Annotated in this window: 25 protein-coding genes; 17 read left to right on the top strand and 8 right to left on the bottom strand. The window is 67.7% G+C overall.

Translation table 11 applies throughout. The features are described from left to right. Positions 1–28: 28 nt before the first annotated feature. A complete protein-coding gene (locus tag AC07PZ_RS18810; RefSeq protein WP_495296651.1) occupies positions 29–1,144 on the bottom strand; it encodes an FAD-dependent monooxygenase in 1,116 nt (371 codons plus the stop codon). 77 nt (positions 1,145–1,221) lie between these two features. Between AC07PZ_RS18810 and AC07PZ_RS18805 the strand changes: the two genes are divergently transcribed. Together AC07PZ_RS18805 and ychF are read left to right on the top strand one after the other, a co-directional pair. After that, positions 1,222–2,103, top strand: coding sequence for an MOSC domain-containing protein (locus AC07PZ_RS18805; protein WP_495296650.1), 882 nt, complete (start codon positions 1,222–1,224; stop codon positions 2,101–2,103). 48 nt (positions 2,104–2,151) lie between these two features. Beyond that, positions 2,152–3,243: a redox-regulated ATPase YchF gene (gene ychF, locus AC07PZ_RS18800; protein WP_495296649.1), complete on the top strand. Its 1,092-nt coding sequence runs from the start codon at positions 2,152–2,154 to the stop codon at positions 3,241–3,243. 58 nt (positions 3,244–3,301) lie between these two features. Here the strand turns inward: ychF and AC07PZ_RS18795 are convergent, their stop codons facing one another. Beyond that, positions 3,302–4,675 (bottom strand): MFS transporter, encoded by a 1,374-nt coding sequence (locus AC07PZ_RS18795; RefSeq protein WP_495296648.1) that lies wholly within the window; start codon positions 4,673–4,675, stop codon positions 3,302–3,304. A gap of 115 nt (positions 4,676–4,790) precedes the next feature. Here AC07PZ_RS18795 and AC07PZ_RS18790 point away from each other — a divergent pair, with 115 nt between their 5' ends. After that, positions 4,791–5,465 (top strand): glutathione S-transferase, encoded by a 675-nt coding sequence (locus AC07PZ_RS18790; protein WP_495296647.1) that lies wholly within the window; start codon positions 4,791–4,793, stop codon positions 5,463–5,465. A 1-nt stretch (position 5,466) separates the two neighbouring features. Here AC07PZ_RS18790 and AC07PZ_RS18785 read toward each other — a convergent pair whose 3' ends face one another. After that, a complete protein-coding gene (locus AC07PZ_RS18785) occupies positions 5,467–5,940 on the bottom strand; it encodes a YqaA family protein (RefSeq protein WP_495296646.1) in 474 nt (157 codons plus the stop codon). A 197-nt stretch (positions 5,941–6,137) separates the two neighbouring features. Here AC07PZ_RS18785 and dusB point away from each other — a divergent pair, with 197 nt between their 5' ends. The 3 genes from dusB to purH all read left to right on the top strand — a co-directional run bounded on the left by dusB (position 6,138) and on the right by purH (position 9,210). Beyond that, positions 6,138–7,205, top strand: coding sequence for a tRNA dihydrouridine synthase DusB (dusB, locus tag AC07PZ_RS18780; protein WP_495296645.1), 1,068 nt, complete (start codon positions 6,138–6,140; stop codon positions 7,203–7,205). A 15-nt stretch (positions 7,206–7,220) separates the two neighbouring features. Then, complete coding sequence (locus AC07PZ_RS18775) at positions 7,221–7,457, top strand: Fis family transcriptional regulator (protein WP_495296644.1); 237 nt, start codon at positions 7,221–7,223, stop codon at positions 7,455–7,457. 145 nt (positions 7,458–7,602) lie between these two features. Beyond that, positions 7,603–9,210, top strand: a complete 1,608-nt coding sequence (gene purH, locus AC07PZ_RS18770) for a bifunctional phosphoribosylaminoimidazolecarboxamide formyltransferase/IMP cyclohydrolase (RefSeq protein ID WP_495296643.1) — start codon at positions 7,603–7,605, stop codon at positions 9,208–9,210. Positions 9,211–9,233: 23 nt separating this feature from the next. Here purH and AC07PZ_RS18765 read toward each other — a convergent pair whose 3' ends face one another. From AC07PZ_RS18765 to thiD, 3 genes are read right to left on the bottom strand one after another with little or no spacing between them, the layout of a single operon-like run. After that, entirely contained in the window at positions 9,234–9,734 is a 501-nt protein-coding gene (locus AC07PZ_RS18765; protein WP_495296642.1) for a hypothetical protein, read from the bottom strand. Continuing rightward, entirely contained in the window at positions 9,735–11,033 is a 1,299-nt protein-coding gene (hemL, locus tag AC07PZ_RS18760; protein ID WP_495296641.1) for a glutamate-1-semialdehyde 2,1-aminomutase, read from the bottom strand. A 42-nt stretch (positions 11,034–11,075) separates the two neighbouring features. Continuing rightward, entirely contained in the window at positions 11,076–12,053 is a 978-nt protein-coding gene (gene thiD, locus AC07PZ_RS18755) for a bifunctional hydroxymethylpyrimidine kinase/phosphomethylpyrimidine kinase (RefSeq protein WP_495296640.1), read from the bottom strand. A 112-nt stretch (positions 12,054–12,165) separates the two neighbouring features. Here thiD and AC07PZ_RS18750 point away from each other — a divergent pair, with 112 nt between their 5' ends. Further along, a complete protein-coding gene (locus AC07PZ_RS18750; RefSeq protein WP_495296639.1) occupies positions 12,166–12,336 on the top strand; it encodes a rubredoxin in 171 nt (56 codons plus the stop codon). Positions 12,337–12,408: 72 nt separating this feature from the next. On the opposite strand, the gene AC07PZ_RS18745 is transcribed toward AC07PZ_RS18750, so the two are convergent. Next, on the bottom strand, positions 12,409–13,905 hold the full coding sequence (locus tag AC07PZ_RS18745; RefSeq protein WP_495296638.1) for a cryptochrome/photolyase family protein: 1,497 nt from the start codon (positions 13,903–13,905) through the stop codon (positions 12,409–12,411). Between AC07PZ_RS18745 and AC07PZ_RS18740 the strand changes: the two genes are divergently transcribed. From AC07PZ_RS18740 to lhpI, 7 genes are all read left to right on the top strand, one after another. Continuing rightward, on the top strand, positions 13,904–14,503 hold the full coding sequence (locus AC07PZ_RS18740) for a YqgE/AlgH family protein (RefSeq protein ID WP_495296637.1): 600 nt from the start codon (positions 13,904–13,906) through the stop codon (positions 14,501–14,503). The two genes, AC07PZ_RS18745 and AC07PZ_RS18740, sit on opposite strands and share 2 nt — an antisense overlap. Positions 14,504–14,514: 11 nt before the next feature. Then, a complete protein-coding gene (gene ruvX / locus AC07PZ_RS18735; protein ID WP_495296636.1) occupies positions 14,515–14,964 on the top strand; it encodes a Holliday junction resolvase RuvX in 450 nt (149 codons plus the stop codon). Beyond that, positions 14,961–15,455: a bifunctional pyr operon transcriptional regulator/uracil phosphoribosyltransferase PyrR gene (pyrR, locus tag AC07PZ_RS18730; RefSeq protein ID WP_495296635.1), complete on the top strand. Its 495-nt coding sequence runs from the start codon at positions 14,961–14,963 to the stop codon at positions 15,453–15,455. The genes ruvX and pyrR overlap by 4 nt, the downstream gene beginning before the upstream one ends. Beyond that, a complete protein-coding gene (locus AC07PZ_RS18725) occupies positions 15,456–16,418 on the top strand; it encodes an aspartate carbamoyltransferase catalytic subunit (RefSeq protein WP_495296634.1) in 963 nt (320 codons plus the stop codon). It begins immediately after the preceding gene. Next, complete coding sequence (locus AC07PZ_RS18720) at positions 16,415–17,695, top strand: dihydroorotase (RefSeq protein WP_495296633.1); 1,281 nt, start codon at positions 16,415–16,417, stop codon at positions 17,693–17,695. Before AC07PZ_RS18725 ends, AC07PZ_RS18720 begins: the two co-directional genes overlap by 4 nt. A 9-nt stretch (positions 17,696–17,704) precedes the next feature. Continuing rightward, a complete protein-coding gene (locus AC07PZ_RS18715) occupies positions 17,705–18,448 on the top strand; it encodes a lysophospholipid acyltransferase family protein (RefSeq protein WP_495296632.1) in 744 nt (247 codons plus the stop codon). Positions 18,449–18,515: 67 nt separating this feature from the next. Continuing rightward, positions 18,516–19,481, top strand: a complete 966-nt coding sequence (lhpI, locus tag AC07PZ_RS18710) for a bifunctional Delta(1)-pyrroline-2-carboxylate/Delta(1)-piperideine-2-carboxylate reductase (protein WP_495296631.1) — start codon at positions 18,516–18,518, stop codon at positions 19,479–19,481. A gap of 966 nt (positions 19,482–20,447) precedes the next feature. Here the strand turns inward: lhpI and AC07PZ_RS18705 are convergent. Continuing rightward, positions 20,448–21,839: an aminotransferase-like domain-containing protein gene (locus AC07PZ_RS18705; protein WP_495296630.1), complete on the bottom strand. Its 1,392-nt coding sequence runs from the start codon at positions 21,837–21,839 to the stop codon at positions 20,448–20,450. A 343-nt stretch (positions 21,840–22,182) separates the two neighbouring features. Between AC07PZ_RS18705 and AC07PZ_RS18700 the strand changes: the two genes are divergently transcribed. Genes AC07PZ_RS18700 through AC07PZ_RS18690 form a run of 3 tightly spaced genes read left to right on the top strand, consistent with a single transcriptional unit; the run spans position 22,183 to position 24,770 of the window. Further along, entirely contained in the window at positions 22,183–22,665 is a 483-nt protein-coding gene (locus tag AC07PZ_RS18700; RefSeq protein ID WP_495296629.1) for an MSMEG_0572/Sll0783 family nitrogen starvation response protein, read from the top strand. A 16-nt stretch (positions 22,666–22,681) separates the two neighbouring features. Continuing rightward, positions 22,682–23,737, top strand: coding sequence for a Nit6803 family nitrilase (locus AC07PZ_RS18695; protein WP_495296628.1), 1,056 nt, complete (start codon positions 22,682–22,684; stop codon positions 23,735–23,737). After that, on the top strand, positions 23,700–24,770 hold the full coding sequence (locus tag AC07PZ_RS18690; protein ID WP_495296799.1) for an MSMEG_0568 family radical SAM protein: 1,071 nt from the start codon (positions 23,700–23,702) through the stop codon (positions 24,768–24,770). Before AC07PZ_RS18695 ends, AC07PZ_RS18690 begins: the two co-directional genes overlap by 38 nt. The last annotated feature ends 2 nt before the right edge of the window (positions 24,771–24,772 follow it).

The following is a 24,772-nucleotide window of genomic DNA, read 5'->3' as shown; positions in this document are numbered from 1 at the left end:
GTATTCCAGTGCCGGCGCGAAGCCGGTGTCAGAGGCCCATGGCCTGGCGGGCGACCCAGCGCTTGACGAAGCGGCTGCGGTCGAAGCCCCGCATGCCCCAGTTGCGCAGGGCAGGCAGCGGGTCGGTGTTGTGGGCGAAGAGCTGTTGCAGGCCGTCGGTGGCCAGGCTCATCGAGAGCACGTCGGTGCGGCGCGCGCGTTCGTAGCGGCGCAGCAGCCGTGCGTCGCCGACGCTGCGCCAATAGTCGCGGTTCTTGATCACGTCGGCGAGCGCCGCCGCGTCGGACAAGCCCAGGTTCAGCCCCTGGCCCGCGAGCGGATGCACGGTGTGGGCGGCGTCGCCGGCCAGCGCCCAGGCCTTGCCGTCGGCCAGGCGGCCGGTCCAGCGGTCGGCCACCGCGCGTTGCAGCGGCCAGGCCGTGCGTTCGCTGGCAAGGGTGAGCACGCCGACCGCATCGTGGCTGGCGTCGCGCACGCCGGCAGCGAAGGTGTCCGCGTCCTGCGCCAGCAGCGCCGGCGCACGGAACTGGTCGACCGACCAGACCAGCGCGAACGAGCGGCCGGCCACGCCGCCGAGCGGCAGGAGCGCGAGGATCTCGCCCTTGTCGTTGAACCACTGGCGGGCGATGCCGCCGTGCGGATGTTCGGCCTCGAGCCGAGCGGCGATCGCGTGCTGCGGATAGCGCGTGACCTCGTAGCGCACACCGATCGCATCGCGCGTGCTGCTGGCCTTGCCTTCGCAGACGACCGTGAGCGCTGCCGACACCGGTGCGCTCACGATGTCGATCTGCGGCTGAAAGCGCACTGCGTCGGCCAACTGCCGTTCGAGCGCCGGCACGTCGACGATCCACGCCAGGGCGTCGACCTTCTGCTGTGCCGACTGGAACTGCACCTCTCCGCCTTCGTCGCCGTGCACGTGCATCGCATGCACCGGCGTCGCATGCGTCGCGTCGGGCCAGGCGCGCAGCGACTCGAGCAGATTGCGCGACGCCGCGTTGAGCGCATAGGCGCGCACGTCTTCCTTGGTGTTGGCGGCGGGCGGCGCCACCAGCGCGACGCGCACACGCTCGCGGGCGAGCAGCAGGGCCAAAGCGTGGCCGACGATGCCGGCGCCGCGGATGCAGACTTCAGGGGGGAGGGCCATCGGGGCATTGTAGAGAGCCGATCCGCAGGCGACGCGGCTGCGGGACAATCGCAGATCACCGCAAAAGGAACCGTTTCGTGACCGCTACCGCCTTCGACCTCCAGGCCACCATCGCCCGCCTGTTCGTCTATCCCATCAAGTCGTGTGCCGGCGTCGAGCTGCCCGAGGCCTTGCTGACCGAAACCGGGCTCGAGTTCGACCGCGCATGGATGGTCGTCGCCGCCGATGGCGTGTTCGTGAGCCAGCGCGAATTGCCGCGCATGGCGCTGATCCAGCCGCAGCTCAAGCAGATGGAGATGGTGCTGCGCGCGCCCGGCATGCTGGCGTTGCACATCGCTTTCGATCGCGTCGAGAAGCCGGTCCGCGTGAAGGTCTGGCGCGACGAAGTTGCCGCCTACGACATGGGCGACATCGCCGCACAGTGGTTCAGCGACTTCCTGTCGGAGCCCGGCAAGCCGCAGACGCTGCGGCTGGTGCGCTTCGACCCCGAGCACAAGCGCCTGTCGAACATGACCTGGACCCGCGGCGTCGAAGCGCCGAATCTGTTCTCCGACGGCTTCCCGCTGCTGGTGACCAGCGAGAACTCGCTGGTCGAACTGAACGACAAGCTGATCGCGGCTGGCCACGAAGCCGTCGGCATCGAACGCTTCCGACCGAACATCGTGCTGGCCGGCATCGAGGCGCAGGACGAGGACCGCGTCGAAACGATGCACATCGACACCGCCGAAGGCGAGGCGCAACTGGAGCCGTCCAAGCCCTGCCCGCGCTGCCCGATTCCGGACATCAACCCGGCCACCGCCATCTCCACGCCCGAAGTCAACGACACACTGCGCACCTACCGCGCGAATGCACGGGTCGACGGCGCCATCACTTTCGGCATGAACTGCATCGTGGTGCAGGGCGTGGAGCACATGCTCAAGGTCGGCCAGACGGTCGGCGCCAACTACCGCTTCGAGTGACGACAAACCCCGCTCGCTAAAATCGCGGGTTGATTCCAGAGGACCTCCATGAGTTTGCAATGCGGCATCGTCGGCCTGCCCAACGTCGGTAAATCCACCCTTTTCAATGCGTTGACCAAGGCCGGCATCGCAGCGGAAAACTATCCGTTCTGCACGATCGAGCCGAACACCGGCGTGGTCGAAGTGCCGGATCCGCGGCTCGGCCAGCTCAGCGAGATCGTCAAGCCCGAGCGCATCGTGCCGGCGATCGTCGAGTTCGTCGACATCGCGGGCCTGGTGGCTGGTGCCAGCACCGGTGAAGGCCTGGGCAACAAGTTCCTCGCGCACATCCGCGAAACCGACGCCACGGTGAACGTGGTGCGCTGCTTCGACGACGACAACGTGATCCACGTGGCAGGCCGCGTCGACCCGATCTCCGACATCGAGGTGATCCAGACCGAACTCTGCCTGGCCGACCTGGCCACGGTCGAGAAGGCGCTGCATCGCCACACCAAGGTGGCGCGTTCGGGCGACAAGGACGCGCAGAAGCTGGTCGGCCTGCTCGAGCGCTGCCAGGCCGCGCTGAACGAGAACACGCCGGTGCGTGCGCTGTCCTTCACCAAGGAAGAGCAGCCGCTGGTCAAGTCGTTCACGCTGATCACCGCCAAGCCGGCCATGTTCGTCGGCAACGTGGCGGAAGACGGCTTCGAGAACAACCCCTACCTCGACCGGCTGCGCGAGTACGCGGCCAAGCAGGGCGCACCCGTGGTCGCCATCTGCGCCAAGATCGAGGCCGAGCTGTCCGAGATGGACGACGAGGACAAGACCATGTTCCTCGCGGAAATCGGCCAGGACGAGCCGGGCCTGAACCGGCTGATCCGCGCGGCCTACAAGCTGCTGGGCCTGCAGACCTACTTCACCGCCGGCGTGAAGGAAGTGCGCGCCTGGACCATCCGCATCGGCGACACCGGCCCGCAGGCGGCCGGCGTGATCCACGGCGACTTCGAGAAGGGCTACATCCGTGCCCAGACCATTTCCTTCGACGACTACATCGCGTTCAAGGGCGAACAGGGCGCGAAGGACGCGGGCAAGATGCGCGCGGAAGGCAAGGACTACGTCGTCAAGGATGGCGACGTGATGAACTTCCTGTTCAGCAGCTGAGCGGACGCGGCCCTTCGGGGCCGTTTTCTTTTGCAGGCGTTCGTCGCTTGCGCGCCGGCTATTTCGCGACGACCAGCCGCAGCCCGCTGGCCACGCTTGCCACGGCGGCGAATGCTGCACCCAGCCACAGCGCATCCGCTGCACCGTGCACGCCCGCCAGGCTGAAGCACAGCGCCGTCAGCGCCGCCCCGGTCGCCTGCCCGAGCAGGCGCGAGGTCGCGATGGTGCCGCTTGCGCCGCCCGAACGCTCGGGTGGCGCGGCCGCCATGATCGCGCGCAGGTTCGGTGCCTGGAAGAAGCCGAAGCCGGCGCCGCAGATCGCCATGCGGATGGAGATGTCGAGCACGCTCGGCTCGGCCGGCAGCAACGCCAGCGACACCATGCCCACGCTCAGAACTGCCAGGCCGATGCCACCGAGCAGGCCCGGCGGATAGCGGTCCGCCAGCCGGCCCGCGAGCGGCGCGGCCAGCGCCACCACCAGCGACCACGGCGACATCAGGAAGCCGGTGTCGACCTGGCTGCGATGCAGCACGCCCTCGAAATAGAAGGGCAGCGAGACGAAGGCGAGGCCCTGCGCCGCGAAGGTGCAGATCGAGGTGATCGACGAGAGCGCGAAGGCCGGCCGCCGAAACAGGTCCACCGGCAGGATGGGCGACGGCCGGCCATGCTCGCGCCGCACCAGCAGGACGCCGAACAGCAATGCGACGGCGAGCGCGCTCAGCCACCAGCCGATCGGTTCGCGCTGTGCGGCCGATCCCAAGGCGAGGATCAGCGCGGCGAAGGTGATCACGTTGAACGCGGCGGCGATCTTGTCGAAGCTGTGGGTGCTGCGCGGCGATGCCGGCAGCGACGGGATGGCGATGGCGAGCGCCGCAAACCCCAGCGGCACGTTGATGCCGAACAGCCAGGGCCACGGAGCGACGCTCAGGATCAGCGAGGCCACGCTCGGCCCGACGGCGAACCCGATGCCGACGATGAGCGCATTGAACCCGACGCCGCGGCCGAGCCGGTGCGGCGGATAGATGAAGCGCAGCAGCGCGGCGTTCACGCTCATGATCCCGGCGGCGCCCAGGCCCTGCAGCGCGCGTGCCGCGGCGAGCGTCGGCAGCGTGGTGGCCAGCGCGCATGCCAGCGACGCGATCGTGAACACCGCGAGCCCGCCGATGTAGATGCGCCGGTGCCCGACGATGTCGCCCAGCGCCGCCAGCGGCAGGATGGTCGCGACCATCGCGAGCTGGTAGGCGTTGATGACCCAGACCGAGGCGGCCGGCGCGGCCAGCAGGTCGGCGGCGATCGCGGGCAGGGCGGTATTGGCGATCGCGGTGTCGAGCGTGGCGAGCAGCACGGCGACCATGAGTGCGGCCACGGCGCGGCGGTTGCGGGACGAGAGCGCGTCGGTCGACGCGAGGCTGGGATTCGGCGAGCGGTCCATGGGCACGTGTGGTGCGCGAGCGGAGCGTCGCGGCAGCGGCCGATGGTAGCGGCGTTGCATCGGGCGCGCTGGCGAACGATTGTTTAGACTGCCTCGACACTCAGGATCCTCACCCATGCTCACCGTTCACCACCTCAACAATTCCCGCTCGCAACGCGTGCTCTGGCTGCTCGAGGAGCTCGGCTTGCCCTATGACATCGTCCGCTACGAGCGCGACGCGAAGACCATGCTGGCGCCGCCCGAACTGCGCCGGGTGCATCCGCTGGGCAAGTCGCCGGTGGTGACGACCGACGATGGCCTGACGCTCGCCGAGTCGGGCGCGATCATCGAGACCGTGATCGAACGCTACGGCCAGGGCCGCCTCGCGCCGGCGGCGGGCACGCCGGATGCGCTGCGCTACCGCTACTGGATGCACTTCGCCGAGGGCTCGGCGATGTCGCCGCTGCTGCTGAAACTGGTGTTCGACAAGATCGAGAGCACCAAGATGCCGTTCTTCGCCAAGCCCATCGCCAAGGCGATCGCCGGCAAGGCGAAGTCCAGCTTCGTGATGCCCAACATCACCGCCCACCTCGACTACATGGAGAGCGAACTCGCGAAGAGCGAATGGTTCGCTGGCGACGCGTTCAGCGGCGCCGACATCCAGATGAGTTTCCCGGTGGAGGCTGCGGCCGCCCGCGGCGGGCTCGATGCCAGCCGGCCGAAGCTGATGGCCTGGCTGAAGCGCATCCACGATCGTCCGGCGTACAAGCGCGCGCTCGAACGCGGCGGCCCGTACGGCCTGCTCAGCTGAGTCAGGGGGTCGGCCAGATGTACAGGAGCGCGACCGTCATCGTGATGTAGCGCGCGAACTTGCCGATGGCCATGTAGGCAAGGCAAGGCCAGAAAGGCAGCTTGAGCCAGCCTGCGACGGCGCACAACGGATCGCCCACCAACGGCAGCCAACTCAGCAGGCAGGCCTTGGGCCCCAGCTTTTCCAGCCAGCCCAGCACCCGGGTGTGGTGCTTCGAATGGGCATATTTGTCCGCCACCTTGTGGGCGCCGTAACCCATCCACCAGTCGACGGCGCCGCCCAGCGTGTTGCCGATCGTCGCCACGATGATCGCCGGCCAGAACATGTCGGGGTTGAGCTTGAGCAGTCCGAAAAGGAAGGGCTCGGAGCCGACCGGCAGCAATGTCGCGGAAACGAACGCGGCGATGAAAAGCGTCGACAGCCCATATTGGGGGAGCGCGAGAAGCGCCATCAGGGAATCGAGCCAGGCTTGCATGTAGCGCGAGTATAGGAAGCGGACGCGTCGACGGGTGTGGAAGTGCAGGCCTTGACTGCTTGTCGGCGGCGGTCGAGGCGCCGCGTGCGATCTTCGTTCGGTTGGGTGCAAATCGTTTCAACCCGCGAAATGCAGCCTCGCTACAATCGTGCCTCATTTTTCAGCAGCCCCGCGCTCGCCTCTTCCCTCCCTCGACCATGCAGATCGGCCCTATCGCGCTGGAAAACCGCCTGTTCGTCGCGCCCATGGCCGGCGTGACGGACCGGCCTTTCCGCATGCTCTGCCGCGCGCTTGGCGCCGGTTACGCGGTGAGCGAGATGGTGACCTCGCGCAAGGAGCTCTGGAACACGCTGAAGACCTCGCGCCGTGCCGACCATGTGGGCGAGCCCGGCCCGATCTCGGTGCAGATTGCCGGCACCGACGCAGCCATGATGGCCGAGGCCGCTCAGTACAACATCGACCGCGGCGCGCAGATCATCGACATCAACATGGGTTGCCCGGCCAAGAAGGTCTGCAACAAGTGGGCGGGGTCTGCGCTGATGCGCGACGAGCCGCTCGCGCTGGAGATCGTGCAGGCCGTGGTTGCGGCTGCCGCGCCGCACGGGGTCCCGGTCACGCTGAAGATGCGCACCGGCTGGAGCGCCGATCACCGCAATGCCGTCAAGCTGGCGCGCGACTTCGAGTCCGCCGGCGTGCAGATGCTCACCGTGCACGGCCGCACGCGCGAGCAGGGCTACAAGGGATTCGCCGAGTACGACACCATCGCCGCCGTCAAGGCCGCGGTGCGTGTGCCGGTGGTGGCGAACGGCGACATCACGTCGCCCGAGAGGGCGCGCGACGTGCTGGCCGCAACCGGCGCCGATGCCGTGATGATCGGCCGTGCGGCACAGGGCCGGCCCTGGATCTTTCGCGAGATCGGCCATTTCCTCGACACCGGCATGCACCTTGCACCGCCTCTGGTGTCGGACGTGCGGCGCCTGCTGGTGGAGCATCTGCAGGAACACTACGCCCTCTACGGCGAATACAGCGGTGTGCGTACGGCGCGCAAGCACATCGGTTGGTACGTGCGCGCGCTGCCCGGCGGCGAAGCGTTCCGCAGCGAGATGAATGCGATCGAGGACTGTGCGCTGCAGTTGCGCGCGGTCTCGGATTTCTTTGAAAACCTGTCGATCGACATGGACCGCCTGCCCGAAGAACAGACCGCCTCGCCGCGGCTGGAACTGCAGGCGGAAGAAGATGAGGAGGCGGCAACCGCCGCTCAATGAGAAGAAGAGAAAGTCATGAGCAAGAAGAGCATCGAAGACTGCGTCAGGTCCAGTCTGGACAGCTATTTCAGAGACCTGCACGGCACCGAGCCTGACGGCATGTACGAGATGCTCGTGCGTGTCGTCGAAAAACCGCTGCTCGACGTCGTGATGGCGCGGGCAGAGGGCAACCAGTCGAAGGCTGCGCAGTGGCTGGGACTGAACCGCAACACGCTTCGCAAGAAGCTGGTCGACCACAAGCTGATCAAGTGAAGATAGGCAACCCCCCAGGCTTGCTCGCTTCGCGTAGCCGCCAACCCCCCTGCTGGGGGCAACACCTGCGGCCCGGCGGAGCCGGTTCCGCGGTGTTCCACGACCGGATGCCGCTGCTGAACATCGTTATTAACCAAGAAACCCCATGGCACTGACTGCACTGATTTCCGTCTCCGACAAGACCGGCATCCTTGAATTCGCCCAGGCGCTGAACGCGCTCGGCATCAAGCTGCTGTCCACCGGTGGCACCGCCAAGCTGCTGGCCGACGCCGGCCTGCCCGTCACCGAGGTGGCCGACCACACCGGCTTCCCCGAAATGCTCGACGGCCGCGTGAAGACGCTGCACCCGAAGATCCACGGCGGCCTGCTGGCGCGCCGCGACCTGCCGGCCCACATGGCCGCGATCCAGGAACACGGCATCGACACCATCGACCTGCTCGTGGTGAACCTCTACCCGTTCGAGGCCACCGTCGCGAAGGCCGGCTGCACGCTGGAAGACGCGATCGAGAACATCGACATCGGCGGCCCGGCCATGGTGCGCAGCGCGGCCAAGAACTGGAAGGACGTCGGCGTGCTGACGGACGCGTCGCAGTACCCGGCGGCACTCGCCGAACTCCAGGCCCACGGCAAGCTCAGCGACAAGACCAAGTTCGGCTTCTCGGTGGCCGCGTTCAACCGCATCGCCGACTACGACGGCGCCATCAGCGACTACCTGTCGGCGATCGACTTCGACGCCAGCATCGGCCAGCCCGCGCCGACGCGCACGCTGTTCCCGGCGCAGAGCAATGGCCGCTTCGTGAAGCTGCAGGACCTGCGCTACGGCGAGAACCCGCACCAGCAGGCCGCGTTCTATCGCGACCTGTACCCGGCGCCGGGTTCGCTGGTCACGGCGAAGCAGTTGCAGGGCAAGGAGCTCAGCTACAACAACATCGCCGACGCCGACGCGGCCTGGGAATGCGTCAAGAGCTTCGACGTGCCGGCCTGCGTCATCGTGAAGCACGCCAACCCATGCGGCGTGGCCGTCGGCGCCGATGCGCTCGAGGCCTACAGCAAGGCCTTCAAGACCGATCCGACCTCGGCGTTCGGCGGCATCATCGCCTTCAACCGCCCGGTCGACCTCGCGGCTGCGCAAGCCATCAACAAGCAGTTCGTCGAAGTGCTGATGGCACCCGGCTACACGCCCGAGGCGCTGGAGGTGTTCCAGGCCACCAAGGCCAAGCTCAACGTGCGGATCCTCGAGATCGCGCTGCCGGCCGGTGGCGCCACCGACTGGGACAACGGCCGCAACATGATGGACATCAAGCGCATCGGTTCGGGCCTGCTGATGCAGACCGCCGACAACCATGAGCTGGCCGAGAGCGATCTCAAGGTCGTCAGCAAGAAGCAGCCGACGCCCGCACAACTGCAGGACCTGCTGTTCGCCTGGAAGGTCGCGAAATACGTCAAGAGCAACGCCATCGTGTTCTGCGCGGGCGGCATGACGATGGGCGTCGGTGCCGGCCAGATGAGCCGTCTCGACTCGGCGCGCATCGCCAGCATCAAGGCCGAGCATGCGGGCCTGTCGCTGTCGGGCACGGCGGTGGCGAGCGACGCGTTCTTCCCGTTCCGTGACGGCCTCGACGTGGTGGTCAAGGCGGGCGCGACCTCGGTGATCCAGCCGGGCGGTTCGATGCGCGACCAGGAAGTGATCGATGCCGCCGACGAGCACGGCGTGGTGATGGTGCTCTCCGGCGTGCGCCACTTCAGGCACTGAAATCCGCCGCTTCGGGACCGGGCTCAGTCTCCGAAGCGGTATTTCAGCTGGAAGGTGAGCGCGCCGTAGAGGCGGTTCTTGATGGTCGGGATCACCGCAACGTTCAGCCCCCAGTGCTTGCCTTCGATCGCCGCGGTCGGGATCAGGGAGGGAAACCAGTTCCCGTTGCGGTAGTTCGGGTAGCCATCGAAGCCGCCGACCACGGCGCCGAGCTTCACGCCGTGAAACTCGAAGGGCATCACGTACAGCCCGATGTAGCGTGAGCGCTCCCGGTCGCTGTTGCGGAACAGGCCTGCCGTCAGCGAGTAGGTCTCGTTGATCGGCCACTCGACCCCGAGGCCGGGGTTCTTGTCTTCCAGGCCCTTGTTGCGGTCGTAGTGGTACGAATAGAAGCCGGCGTTGAACCAGACCTTGCCGACGTCGAAATCCGGCTCGGCCATGGCCAGCCCGGGAATACCGAGCAAGCCCAGGCAGGACAGCAGGCCGCGCAGCGGTCGATGGGTTCCCTTGGCGGCGGACCTCACTCAGAGCGCCCTGAAGATCTCGCGCGCGGCCTCGACCGTCGCCGCGATGTCCGCCTCGCTGTGCGCCGCGCTCACGAAGCCGGCCTCGTACAGCGCCGGTGCGATGTAGATGCCGCGTGCCAGCAAGCCATGGAACAGGGCGTTGAATTTCGCGTTGTCGGTCTTCATCACCGTCGCGTAGTTCTGCGGCAGCGCGTCCATCAGGAAGAAGCCGAACATGCCGCCTTCGCTGTCGGCGCTGAAAGGCACGCCTGCGGCTGCCGCGGCTGCCGTCAGGCCGCCCGTCAGCGCGCGCGTGCGAGCCGACAGCGATTCGTAGAAGCCGGGCTTCGAGATTTCCTTCAGCGTGGCCAGTCCGCAGGCGGTCGCCACCGGATTGCCCGACAGCGTGCCGGCCTGGTAGACCGGGCCCAGCGGCGCCAGCTGTTCCATCACCGCGCGCTTGCCGCCGAAGGCCGCCAGCGGCATCCCGCCGCCGATCACCTTGCCCATCACCGTCATGTCGGGCTCGAAGCCGGGAATGAGCTTGGCGTAGACGCTCTGTGCGCCGCCGAGCGCGACGCGGAAGCCGGTCATCACCTCGTCGAACACGAAGAGTGCGCCGTGTTGCGTGCAGAGCTCGCGGCAGCGCTTCATGAAGGGCACGCTTGCGCGCACGAAGTTCATGTTGCCGGCGATCGGCTCGATGATGATGCAGGCGACGTCCGCCCCATGGAGCGCGAAGGCTTCTTCCAGCTGCGCGACGTTGTTGTATTCGAGCACCAGCGTGTGCTGCACCACCTCGGGCGGTACGCCGGCCGACGTGGGATTGCCGAAGGTGGCAAGGCCCGAGCCGGCCTTGACCAGGAGTGCGTCGGCATGGCCGTGATAGCAGCCCTCGAACTTGATGATCGTCTTGCGGCCGGTGGCGCCGCGTGCCAGGCGGATCGTGCTCATGCCGGCCTCGGTGCCGGAGCTCACCAGCCGCAGCATCTCGATCGACGGCACCAGCGAGATGATGGCTTCGGCGAGTTCCACCTCGCGCTCGGTCGGGGCGCCGAACGAGAAGCCGTCGAGCGCCGCTTTCTGAACGGCCTCCAGCACGGCCGGATGACCATGGCCGAGGATCATCGGACCCCAGGAGCCGATGTAGTCGATGTAGCGCTGGCCGTTGGCATCCCAGAAATAGGCGCCTTCGGCACGCTCGATGAAGCGCGGCGTGCCGCCGACGGCCTTGAAGGCGCGCACGGGCGAATTCACGCCGCCGGGAATCACGGCGCGGGCGCGTTCGAAGAGACGTTCGTTGTGGTCAGTGGTCATGTCGGTTGAGCAGGAAGGGTGCGATGCGGCCGTGGCCTGGCATCAGTGCTTGGTGTCGTGTGGCGGCAGCGCGAAGTCGCCCGGTTCCGGTGGCCTGCCGTCGGCGTCGTCCTCGTCTTCGTCGTCCTCGGGCTGGGCCCAGAAAAGACGGTCCGGCAGCACGTGGCCCATGCCGGGTCGGAAGCCGGCGTCGAGGCAGCGATCCATGTAGCTGAGCGCCTCGCTCGTCGCGGCCACGAGGTCGGTGCCGCCGGCCAGCAGCGCGGCGAGGGCCGCCGACAGCGTGTCGCCCGCGCCGGCGAACACGGCTTCGAGGCGTTCGAACTTCTCGCTGCCGAGCACCGACTGCGGCGAGGCCAGCACGTTGTCGATGAACTGGTCCGGCAGCACGATGCCGGTGACCAGCGTGTAGGCCACGCCGTATTCGCCGGCCGCCCGCGCGATGTCGCGCGCGCTGGGCGGGCGCTCGCCGCTCCAGTCGGGCAGCAGCCAGCGCCACAGCGTGCTGTGGTTGCCGACCAGCACCGTCGCCTGCGGCAGCAGCAGTTCGCGGAAGGCGTCGAGGTAGGCGTCGATCTGGTTCTCGTCCCACCACGACAGGTTGGGCATGTAGGCGACCAGCGGCACGTCGGGGTAGTCGGTCGCGGTCTCGGCGACCGTGCTGAGGATCTCGGGCGAGCCGACGAAGCCGACCTTGATCAGCCGGACCTCCACGTCCTCGAGGATCGCGCGCGCCTGTTCGGCCACCGCTTCCTCGTCGAAGGCGAAATGGTCGAAGACTTCGGCCGTGTCGCGCACGTAGGTTCCAGTGACGACCGGCAGCATGTGGCCGCCGACCGAGGCGATCGTCAACGCGTCGCCGCTCAGGCCGCCCGCGCCGCTCGGGTCGCTGGCATTGAAGACGAGCACGCAGGGCGGATTCAGGTCGCCTTCGATGGCGCCGTCCTCGATGTCGTCGATCGACTCGCCGGAGTCGCGGCTGCCGCCTGCCGGCGAAGAAGAGGTCGGGGAGGTGTTCATGTGCCGTTCGAAGCCTTCATGCAAGGTGGCAGAGCGAAGAGGGCGATCGCCCTCCGCAGGAACACGCTTGAATACAATCGTTGCATTGTAAGAACAGGGATTTTGAGCTGCGATGAATACCAAGACCTGGATGTGCCTGATCTGCGGATGGATCTACGACGAAGCCGTGGGTGTTCCCGAAGATGGCATTGCCGCCAACACCGCCTGGGCCGATGTTCCGATGAACTGGACCTGTCCTGAATGTGGTGCGCGCAAGGAAGATTTCGAGATGGTTGAAATCTGAAGCATGGCATAGGTTCGCGTCAGCGTGCCGCGGACTTGTGACACGGTGCGATCAGCCGCCGCCGTGGCCTGGTCAGTGCGATGGGCCTGACACCGGTTTGCGCGCCGCGCCATAGCGCTGGAGCGTGCGCTCGCGCGCCTCGGCATGGTCCACGATCGGTGCCGGGTAGTTCTTGCCGAGTTCGACGCCAGCCGCCGCAAGCTCGAGCGGCCCCGCATCCCAGGGCGCATGGATCGCCTTGTTCGACAGCTTGGCCAGTTGCGGCAGATAGCGCCGGATGAACTTGCCTTCCGGGTCGAAGCGTTCGCTCTGTGTGACCGGGTTGAAGATCCTGAAATAGGGCTGTGCGTCGCAGCCGCTCGAACTGGCCCATTGCCAGCCGCCGTTGTTCGACGCGAATTCGAAGTCGTTCAGGTGCGTGGCGAAGTACGCCTCGCCGCGGCGCCAGTCGAGCCCGAGGTCCTTGCACAGGAAGCTCGCGACCACCATGCGCAGCCGGTTGTGCATGTAGCCGCTCTGGTTGATCTGCGCCATCGCGGCGTCGACTAGCGGGTAGCCGGTGCGCCCCTCGCACCAGGCCTTGAAGAGGCCGTCCGCATGCTTGCCGTGGTGCCAGACGATCTTGTCGTATTCCGGCCGGAAGCTCTTGCCCTCGGCCACCTGCGGATGGTGCGCGAGCACCTGGAAATAGAAGTCGCGCCAGATGAGCTCGCCCAGCCAGGTCGCCGCGCCGCGGTTGCCTTCGAGCGACAGCCGGTGCGCGATGCCGGCCATTCCGCGGATCGACACCGTGCCGAAGCGCAGGTGCACGCCCAGGTAGCTGGGCCCGCGCACCGCCGGAAAGTCGCGCGTGGCGTCGTAGCGGTCGATGCGCTCGAAGAAGTCCTCGAACAGCGCCGCACCCCCCTGGCTGCCGGTCGGAATCTCCAGCGATCCCAGGTTGGTCTTCTCGAAGCCGAGCTCCGCCAACGCCGGCACGGCGGCGTCGTGGCTGGCCGGCGGCGGGATCAGCGCGTCGGCGTAATGCCGCACCGGATACGCCTTCAGATAGAAGTCGTCGACCTTCGCGAGCCAGGCGCGCTTGTAGGGTGTGAACACGGTGTAGGGCTGGCCGGTCTTGGTCAGCACCTCGTCGCGTTCGAAGATCGCCTTGTCCTTGGCGACCGTCATCAGGATGCCGGCATTCGCCAGTGCGCCGAACACCTGGGCATCGCGTGCGACCGCTTCGGGCTCGTCGTCGCGGTTGGCGAACACGGCCTGCACGTCGAGCGCTTTCGCAATCTCGGGAATTTCGTCCTCCGCGCGCGCATGGCGCACGATCAGCCCGCCGCCCAGCGCGCGCAGCTCGGCATCCAGGGCGACCAGCGATTCGCGGATGAACTCGACGCGGCGGTCGGCGCGCGGCAGCGGCTCCAGGATGTCCGTGTCGAACACGAACACGCAGACCACCTGGCGGCAACTGCGCAGCGCCTGCCACAGCGCCGCGTTGTCGTCGACGCGCAGGTCGCGTCGGAACCACATCAGGCCCTTGGGGTAGATCTTGTCGACGGCAAGTAAAATCGGTGGCATGGCTTCCGATTCTGCCCCGATGAACCTCACGCATCACTTCCTGATTGCGATGCCAGGGCTGGAGGACGAAGCGTTCAATCGCAGCGTCGTCTATCTCTGCGAGCACAGCGCACGCGGCGCGCTCGGCCTCGTGATCAACAAACCCAGCGACATCAACCTCAGGGTGCTGTTCGAGAAGATCGAACTTCATCTCTCCCGCCCCGAGATCGGCAATGCGCCGGTTTTCCAGGGCGGCCCGGTCCAGACGGAGCGCGGCTTCGTGCTGCACGAACCGGTCTTCACCGAAGCCGACAAGCCCGAGGAGTCGGTCTACGCGTCGACCATGACGATCCCCGGCGGGCTGGAGATGACCACGTCGAAGGACGTGCTCGAAGCCCTGGCGACCGGCTCCGGCCCGCGCAAGGTGCTGGTGTCGCTCGGCTATGCCGCCTGGGGCGAAGGCCAGCTCGAATCCGAACTCGCGGAGAACAGCTGGCTCACCGTGGGCGCCGACCCGGCGGTGATCTTCGACACGCCGGTCGAGCAGCGCTACGACAGCGCATTGCGGCTGCTGGGCCTCGAGGCCTGGACGTTGTCGCCCGACGCCGGTCACGCCTGAGCGCCGCAGCGATGTCCGACAGCCCGACCGTGCCCGTTTCAGCGCCCGTCCCCCACGTTCCTGCGCCCGTCCCCGCCCACTTCCAGAGCTTTCTCGCCTTCGATTACGGCAAGAAGCGCACCGGTGTCGCCACCGGCAACCGGCTGCTGCGCACCGCGTCGCCGCAGCCGACGATCAAGGCTGAAGGCGACGCGCGCTTCGCCCAGGTCGAGGCCCGCATCCGCGAATGGCAACCCGACGCGCTGGTGATCGGCGTGCCGCTGCATCCCGATGGCGCGCCGCACGAGAACACGCGCGCCGCGCAGAAGTTCGCGCGCCAGCTGCGCGGCCGATTCAACCTCTCCGTGTACGAGGTCGACGAGCGCTACAGCACGACCGAGGCGCTCTCGTCCGGCGCGCGCGACGCCGACGCCGCGTCGGCCTGCATCATCCTGGAACAGTTTCTAAGGAGTCTTCCGTGAGTTCCATTCCCGAAGCCGAAGGGCTCTACCTCGCCCTGCTGCAGGGCGTGAAGGCGCTGCTGCGCCCCGACACCCGGCTGGTCGGCGTCACCTCCGGCGGCGCCTGGCTGGTCGAGCGGCTGCAGAAAGACCTGGGCCTGCCCGGCGCGCCCGGCGTCATTTCGTCGGCCATGCACCGCGACGACTTCGCGCGGCGCGGCCTGTCGTCGAGTGCCCAGACCGCGCTGCCCTTCGACGTGAACGGCGCCGACGTGCTGCTGCTCGACGACGTGCTCTACACCGGCCGCACGATCCGCGCGGTGCTCAACGAGCTGTTCGACTTCGGCCGGCCCGCCAGCGTGCGGCTGGCCGTGCTGGTCGACCGTGGCGGCCGCCAACTGCCGGTGGCGGCGGATTTCGCCGCCGCGCAACTTGCGCTGCCGGACACGCAGTCGCTCGCGCTGGCGCGCAGCGAATCGGGCGCCTTCAGCTTCGACGTCAAGGAGGCCTGAGTGCTCTACAAGCGCAATCCGCAGCTCAACAAGAACGGCGAGCTGATCCATTTGCTGTCGATCGAGGGGCTGCCCAAGAGCATCCTCACGCACATCCTCGACACCGCTGCCAACTTCACCAGCGTGAGCGACCGCGAGGTGAAGAAGGTGCCGCTGCTGCGTGGCAAGAGCGTGTTCAACCTCTTCTTCGAGAACTCGACGCGCACCCGCACGACCTTTGAGATCGCGGCCAAGCGGCTGTCGGCCGACGTGCTGAACCTGGACATCGCGCGCTCTTCGGCGAGCAAGGGCGAGTCGCTGCTCGACACCATCGCCAACCTGTCCGCGATGGCCGCCGACATCTTCGTCGTGCGCCACAGCGAGTCGGGCGCGCCCTACCTGATCGCGCAGCACGTGGCGCCGCATGTGCATGTGGTCAACGCCGGTGACGGCCGCCATGCGCATCCGACGCAGGGGCTGCTCGACATGTACACGATCCGCCACTACAAGAAGGACTTCGCGAACCTCACGGTCGCGATCGTCGGCGACGTGCTGCATTCGCGCGTCGCGCGTTCCGACATCCATGCGCTGACCACGCTGGGCTGCGCCGAAGTGCGCGTGGTCGGCCCCAAGACGCTGGTGCCGGCCGACATGGCCGCGATGGGTGTGCGCGTGTGCCACACGCTCGAGGAAGGCATCAAGGATTGCGACGTGGTGATCATGCTGCGCCTGCAGAACGAGCGCATGAGCGGCGCGCTGCTGCCGTCGAGCCAGGAATTCTTCAAGACCTACGGCCTCACGCCGGAGAAGCTGCAGCTCGCCAAGCCGGACGCGATCGTGATGCATCCGGGCCCGATCAACCGCGGCGTCGAGATCGACTCGGCGGTGGTCGACGGCAAGCAGAGCGTGATCCTGCCGCAGGTCACTTTCGGCATCGCGGTACGCATGGCCGTCATGAGCATCGTCGCGGGCAACGAAGCATGAACATCCTCATTTCAAACGGCCGGGTGATCGATCCGGCTTCGGGCCTCGACGCGCTGGCGTCGGTCGCGATCGCCGATGGCGTGATCGTGGCGATCGGCGACGTGCCGGCCGGCTTCAATGCCGAGCGCGTCATCGATGCCGCAGGTTGCCTCGTCACGCCCGGCCTGGTCGACGTCGCGGCGCGGCTGCGCGAACCGGGCTACGAGCACGAAGGCATGCTCGAGAGCGAGACGGCCGCTGCGGTGGCTGGCGGCATCACCAGCCTGGTCTGCATGCCCGACACCGACCCGGTGCTGGACGAGGCCGGCCTGGTCGAGATGCTGCAGTTCCGCGCGCAGAAGCTGCAGCGCTCGCGCATCTTCCCGCTGGGCGCGCTCACCCGCGGTCTGGCCGGCGAGGTGCTGACCGAGATGGCTGCGCTGATCGAGGCCGGCTGCGTCGGCTTCACCCAGGCCGACGTGCCGCTGGGCAGCACGCAGGTGCTGCAGCGCGCGCTGTCGTACGCCAGCACCTTCGGCTACACCGTGTGGCTGCGCCCGCAGGACCGCGACCTCGGCAAGGGCGTGGCGGCCAGCGGTCCGCTGGCCACGCGGCTCGGCCTGGCCGGCGTGCCGGTGTCGGCCGAAACGATCGCGCTCTTCACGATCTTCGAGCTCATGAAGGGGACCCGCGCACGCGTGCACCTGTGCCGCCTGTCAAGCGCGGCGGGCGTGGCGCTGGTGCGTGCGGCACGCGCCGAAGGCCTGGACGTGACCTGCGACGTGAGCATCAACTCGCTGCACCTGACCGACAACGACATCGGCTACTTCGACAGCCGCGCGCGGCTCAATCCGCCGTTGCGCCAGCAGCGCGATCGCGATGCGTTGTCGGCCGCGCTGGCCGACGGCACGATCGACGCGCTGGTGTCCGACCACACGCCGGTCGATGCCGACGCCAAGACCTTGCCTTTCGCCGAGAGCGAGCCCGGCGCCACCGGCTTCGAGCTGTTGCTGCCACTCGCGCTGCAATGGGGCGAGCAGAGCGGCGCCGGTCTGTTGCGTGCGCTCGAGGTCGTGACCTCGGCGCCCGCTGCGCTGCTGGGTGCGCCGGGCGCCGCTTTGGGCCGGCTCGCGGTGGGCGGCCCGGCGGACCTCTGCGTGGTCGACCCGTCGGCCGAATGGCAGGTCGTGCCCGAGGCGTTGAAGAGCCAGGGCAAGCACACGCCCTTCGCCGGTTATGCGATGCGCGGCCAGGTCCGCACGACGCTGGTTGGCGGCCGGATCGTCGCGCAGCGCTGAGGGCGGCCGATGAACGCGCTTTCTGCATGGTGGAGGCTGCTGCGCGCCATCGGGCACGCGTTCGGCGGCTGGTTCACGATCCGCTTCGCCTTCCCCAAGCTCACGCAGGCCGAGCGCGAAGCACGCGTTCAGGCCTGGGCGCTGGGGATGCTCGCGATCATGGGCGTCCGGCTCACGGTGCAGGGCACACCGCCCGCGCAGGGGCCGCTGCTGTTGGTCGCCAATCACCTGTCGTGGCTGGACATCCTCACCATCCATGCGGCCCGCCACGTGCGCTTCGTGTCGAAGTCGGGCGTGCGCCACTGGCCGCTGATCGGCACGCTGTCGGACGGCGCCGGCTCGCTCTACATCGAACGCGAGCGCCGGCGCGACGCTCTGCGCGTGGTGCACCACATGACCGATGCGCTGCGCAAGGGCGACCTGATCGCCGTTTTCCCCGAAGGCACGACGAGCGATGGCCGCGGGCTGTTGCCATTTCACGCGAACCTGCTGCAGGCTGCGATCTCGTCCGGCGCACCGGTGCAGCCAGCCGCGATCCGCTACGCCGATGCGGCGACCGGCGAGACCAGCCAGGCGCCGCGCTACATCGACGACGACAACCTGGCAACCTCGCTGTGGCGCACGCTGAGGGCGCCGCCGCTGCTGGCGATCGTGCGCTTCGGCGAGCCGCAGCCGTCGTTCGGCCAGGAGCGGCGGGCGTGGGCGCAGTCGCTGCACGCCGACGTGCAGGCGTTGCGTCGCGACACGCATTGACGGCACTGGCGCATCCGTTCGCCAGCAGTCTTTCACCAACGGTCGATCCACGGTCAACGAGGCCATCATGCAATTCATCGATGCCACCGCAACGCGCGAAGCCTTGCCATTCGACCGGCTGATTCCCGCCTTGCGCGACATGTTCGCGAGCGGTTGCGAAGTGCCGCTGCGGCACACGCACACGCTGCCGACGGATGCCGGTGCCAGCGGAACGGTGCTGATCATGCCGGCCTGGCAACCCGGCGCGTACCTGGGCATCAAGACGGTCAACATCTTTCCCGGCAACGCGGCGCGCGGGCTGCCGGGGCTGTTCTCGACCTATGTGCTCTACGACGCGCAGACCGGCGTGCCGCTGGCGCAGATCGATGGCGACGAGATCACGTCGCGCCGCACCGCGGCGGCTTCGGCGCTGGCGGCGTCGTATTTGGCGCTACCCACGGCACGCAGCCTGCTGGTGGTGGGCGCGGGCCGGGTCGGCAGCCTGCTGGCAGAGGCATACCGTGCCGTGTTGCCGATCGAACAGGTGACGGTCTGGGACCGGACGCCGGCCAAGGCCGAAGCGCTCGCCGGCAAGCTGCGGCTGGGCGGCGTGGACGCTGTCGCCGCGACGGACCTGGCAGCGGCTGCAGCCCGCGCCGACATCGTGAGCTGCGCGACGTTGGCCACGAGTCCGGTGGTGCAGGGCGCATGGCTGGGTCCTCGCAGTCACCTCGACCTGATCGGCAGCTTCACGCCGCAGATGCGCGAGGCCGACGACGCATGCTTTGCGGGCGCGCGGATCGTGGTCGACACGGCGGAGGCGCTGCAGAAGAGCGGTGAACTGCTCGGGCCGATGTCGCGCGGCGTGTTCGATGCATCCTCCGTGGCGGGCATGCTGGAAGACCTGGCGCGTGCGGTGGTGCAGGGACGCGGCGCTGCGACGGGGCGGACCGTGTTCAAGTCGGTCGGTACGGCGCTGGAGGATCTGGCGGCGGCCGTGCTCGTGTTCGAGCGTGTGGGGGCGCAGGGGCTCGTGGCGTTGAGCGAGCGATAGGGCTTGTCTCATTGCTGTCGCTGCTCATCGTGCATCGTGCGATATGGGTTGTGAGCGGCGTTGACGTTGTGTAGCGCTGTTGGCTTGTGGCGTCCCCCGGACGTTGGGGAGCGCGCCCGGCATGCGGTGCAGTCCAGGCGACCCGCTGTACCGGCCCTTCGGGCTCCCTTGCGGTGCTCGCCTTCCGCGGGGTCCCGCCCAAACTCGCTGCGCTCAAACAAGGGCGAGCCCTGATCCGCGGAAGGCTGCGCTCCTCAGCGGTACAGAAGGGAATCGCCTGGACTGCACCGCATACCGGGCGCTTGAGGGTGTTCGACGGATGTGTGCGCCTCGACGCAGTAACCAACAGTCCAACAGCCGCAGCGTCGCGGATGCCCAACGCCGGTGTCGGGCGTCGGTGGGTGGGATGTCTTGGGGCGGCTGTCCGGCTCCGGCGAGCACCGCAGTGGAAGGCGGATGAGGGCCGCAGCTGTTTGAGTGGAACGCAGTGGAGCGAGTTCTGCGGACCCCGCCTGGAGCGAGGAGCAGCAGCGAAGTCCGAAGGACCGGAGCCGTCTGCCGCCCCAAGACATCCCACCCGCCGACGCCTCTCCACAACCGCAACGCGCTCCGAGCAACCCGCAACCAGCCGTACGGATCACAGCCAAAAAAAAGCGCCCCGAAGGGCGCTTTGCAACGACGCAGCAAGTGCGCCGGGAGGAGGAACCGTCGCCTCAAAGGATGCCGAAGACCTTCAGACCGATGATGACCACGAGCGGTACGCCGCAGAGCCAGAGAACGATGCTTTTCATGAAGGTCTCCCGAATAGGTTTGGTGAGCCTTCAGGCTAAACGCAGGCCGAGGAGCGGGCGTGCGGGATCAGGCACGCTCGGCGTCGTCCGCAACCTACGCTTGCCTACAACCTTGGTGGAGTGCAGTCCAAGGGACGCCATCCAGGGCGCTCCATGACGTGCTACCCGTAAAGCGCTACATCACCGTCGCATGCGGATGCAGTGGATGGGCGAGCGTGTCGGCGATCAGGCGCAGCGCGTCGTTGCACTCGTCGCGCGACATCGGTCCGCCCAGGCAGATGCGCACGGCTTCGGGCGGCATGCCGTCGGTCGAGAACGCCGCGCTCGCCACCACGCCGACGTTCTGCGTGCGCAGGTACGACGCGAATTCGACCGTGCTCCAGGCCGACGACAGCGGCAGCCACAGGTGAAAGCTCTCACTGGGCGCGGCCACGCCATAGCTGCCCAGATGCCGCATCGCGAGCGCGATGCGCGCGTTCGACTCATTGCGCACCGCCTGCAGCATCGCGTCAGCCGTGCCGTCTTCCACCCACAGCGTGGCGAGTGCGTTGGTGATCGGTGACGCCATCACCGTGGTGGCGCGCAACGCGCCGGCCAGCCGTTGCGACTGGCGTGCGCTCGGCGAGCGCACATAGGCATTGCGCAGCCCGGCGCCCAGCGTCTTCGAGAAGCCGGTGATGTAGTAGGTCAGGTCGGGCGCCATCGTCGCGATGGCCGGCGGCATCTGGCGCGGCAGCAGTCCGTAGGCGTCGTCTTCGATGATCGGAATGGCATAGCGCAGCGCGATGTCGGCCAGCGCTTCACGGCGCGCACGAGAGATCGTGGCAGTCGTCGGGTTGTTCAGCGTCGGGTTCACGTAGAGCGCCTTCGGCTTGAGCGTCTTGCAGGCGTGCTCGAACGATTCGCCCATCGGGCCTTCCTCGTCCAGCGGCAAGGCATGCAGCTGGATGCCGAGCTGCGTCGCGATCGCCTTCACGCCAGGGTAGGTCAGCGCCTCGACACAGATCAGCTCGCCCGGCCGCGCCAGTTGCGAGAACAGCGCGGCCAGCACGCTGTGGATGCCGGGGCACACCAGCATCTGGTCGAGCCGGCAGTCGGGCAGGCGCGGCCGCAGCCACTGCATGGCTGCCTCGCGGTCGCGCACGCTGCCGCCGAAGTCCTGGTAGCGCAGCAGGTCGTACATGTCGGTGTCGGCCATGAGGCGCGATGCACTGTCCTTCATGCGGTCGATCAGCGCCGCGTCCTGCGGCTCCGGTGGCAGGTTCATCGTCATCTCGGCGGTGCCGCCACCGCGCAGCGGCAGCGCGGGACTGGTGCCGCGGATGAAGGTGCCGGTGCCCGCGCGCGAGTCGATCAGCCCGCGCTTGCGCGCCTCCGCGTAACCGCGCGCCACGGTCGTGTAGTTGAGCCGCAGATCGGCCGCCAGGTCGCGCAGCGTGGGCAGCCTGTCGCGGGCCGTGAGGCGGCCGGTGCGGATGTCTTCGGCGATCAAGTCGGCCAGTAAGAGGTAAGCCGGTTTGTCACTGGTTTCAAGGCGTTTCTGCCACAGCTGGATGTGCTTGTTCATGGTGACTTGATCGCATTCATTGATTGCATTGATCTGATGGGATGAACGCATGTTCCGTGCCGCGTACAGAGGGCAGAAATGCATGGATCGCGTGCACGACGATCCATTGATCGGGTGCATTGATCGCACGATCAATGCCTCTTTCGGGTGCGAAAACGCGCGGTCAGGCGTCTGTCGACGCCGACTTTTCGGGGCCGAAAATTTTTTTCATCGGCCGCATGGCGCACCGCATCTGATTGATCGCGAGTTGATCGGATCAAGGCCGTCGGCGGGTGGCACATCGCATGCGAAGGAGAAGGGCGCGCAACACCTTCATCCCTCGTTCATTCACTGGAGCCACCCCATGCCCAAAGTCACCAAAGCCCCGAACGTCACCGGCGACCACCTTGTCGACTACGAAGAAAAAGTCTTCGAGGACGTGAAGGCCGAGCCCGGCGAGAAGGCGCTCGTCACCTTCCACACCGTGGCCTTCGAAGGCTCGATCGGCTTCGTCAACCTGCTGCAGGCCACGCGGCTCAAGCGCAAGGGCTATGAAACCTCGGTGCTGCTGTACGGCCCCGGCGTCACGCTCGGCGTGCAGCGCGGCTTTCCGACGCTGGGCGACGAAGCCTTCCCCGGCCACCAGAACTTCAACAAGCAGATCGTCAAGTTCATGGAAGAGGGCGGCAAGGTCTACGCCTGCCGCTTCGCGCTGCAGGCGCTGTACGGCCACGGCGAGGGCGCGTTGATCCCGGGCATCACGCCGATCAACCCGCTCGACGTGCTGGACATCGTGCTGCTGCACAAGAAGGCCGGCGCGGTGATCCTCGACACCTGGACGCTTTGAGCGCACGAGGCCTGCCATGAGTGCATCACGCATCGTCCGCGCTGCCGCAGTCCAGATCGCGCCCGACTTCGACAGCCACGACGGCACCTTGAACAAGGTGTGCGAGGCCATCGACCAGGCCGCCGCGAAGGGCGCGCAGATCGTGGTCTTCCCGGAGACCTTCGTGCCGTACTACCCCTACTTCTCCTTCGTGCAGCCGCCCGTGCTGCAGGGGCCGGCGCACATCCGGCTGATGGAGCGGTCGGTGGTGGTGCCGGGCCCGGTCACGCAGGCCGTGGCCGAGCGCGCGCGCGCCCGCGGCGTGGTCGTGGTGCTGGGCGTGAACGAGCGCGACCATGGCAGCCTCTACAACACGCAGTTGCTGTTCGACGCCGACGGCACGCTCGCGCTCAAGCGCCGCAAGATCACGCCGACGTACCACGAGCGGATGATCTGGGGCCAGGGCGATGCGGCGGGGCTGAAGGTGGTCGACACCGCGGTCGGCCGCGTCGGCGCGCTGGCCTGCTGGGAGCACTACAACCCGCTCGCGCGCTACAGCCTGATGGCGCAGCACGAAGAGATCCACTGCGCGCAGTTTCCCGGCTCGCTGGTCGGGCCGATCTTCGCGGAACAGATGGAAGTGACCATCCGCCATCACGCGCTCGAATCGGGCTGCTTCGTCGTCAACGCGACCGGCTGGCTCACCGATGCGCAGATCACCGCCATCACGCCCGATGCCGGCCTGCAGAAGGCGCTGCGCGGCGGCTGCCACACGGCGATCGTCTCGCCCGAAGGCAAGCACCTCGCGCCGCCGCTGACCGAAGGCGAAGGCATGGTCGTCGCCGACCTCGACATGGCGCTCATCACCAAGCGCAAGCGAATGATGGATTCGGTCGGCCACTACGCGCGGCCCGAACTGCTGAGCCTGGCCATCAACGAGCGCCCCGCCGCGACCACCTTCGCGATGCCTGCGGGCGCACCTCTTTCCACCACCTCGACCGGGAGCCTCCATGACCACCGCAACGCCGCCGACCCATCCGTCCAGCCGCCAGTTGATGACCGAGTTGCAGTCCTTCGGGTTGCGGCTGGTTGACCCTTCGGCCGGTGCGGCCAGCCGCCGCGGCGGCGCAGGCCCGTCCGACCACAAGGCCGTCACGGTCGACGGCCACACGATCATGGTGCCGGTGCACACGTCGACCGCGTGGAACTCGCCCTTCACCGCGCAGGCGCCCGACGCGATGGGCAACAGCACGATCACGCGCGGCAGCATTCCGATCGCCAGCATCAGCTTTCCGAAGCAGCCGCGCTTCACGAAGATGCAGACCTTCGATGGCGTGCCCTACGGCCACATCGCCACGCTGCACGGCAGCGATGTGCTCGCGACCACGGTGCTGCAGACCTGCATCCGCTACGAGAGCCGCAAGAAGACCTGCAAGTTCTGCGCGATCGGCCAGTCGCTCGCGGCCGGCCGCACCGTGGCACGCAAGACGCCCGAGCAGCTCGCCGAGGTGGCGCGCGCCGCGGTGCTGCTCGACGGCGTGAAGCACATGGTGCTGACCACCGGCACGCCGAACGCGACCGACCGCGGCGCACGGATCCTCTGCGAGAGCGCCTTCGCGATCAAGGCCGCGGTCGACATTCCGATCCAGGGCCAGTGCGAGCCGCCGGACGACGACCAGTGGTTCCATCGCATGAAGGCCGCCGGCATCGACACGCTGGGCATGCACCTCGAAGTGGTGACACCGGCCGTGCGCGAGAAGATCATGCCGGGCAAGGCCAGCGTGCCGATCTCGCGCTACATGAGCGCCTTCGAGGCGGCCGTCGCCGTGTTCGGCCGCGGACAGGTCAGCACCTACATCCTGGCCGGGCTGGGCGACACGCGCGAGGCGATCCTCGATATCTGCGACCAACTGCTCGCGCTGGGCGTGTACCCCTTCGTCGTGCCTTTCGTGCCGATCAGCGGCACACCGCTGGAAGACCATCCCGCGCCGACGCCGGAGTTCATGAAGTCGATCCTGCAGCCGCTCGGCGAGCGCGTGGCGGCGGCCAACCTGCGGTCGAGCGACATCAAGGCGGGCTGCGGCAAGTGCGGTGCGTGCTCGTCGCTTTCGGTCTACGAGTCCTGAAC

The organism is Variovorax sp. GW821-FHT10B04 (assembly GCF_059415645.1).
Note: the sequence above shows the minus strand (reverse complement) of the source record. Positions and strands in the feature narration are given on the sequence as shown.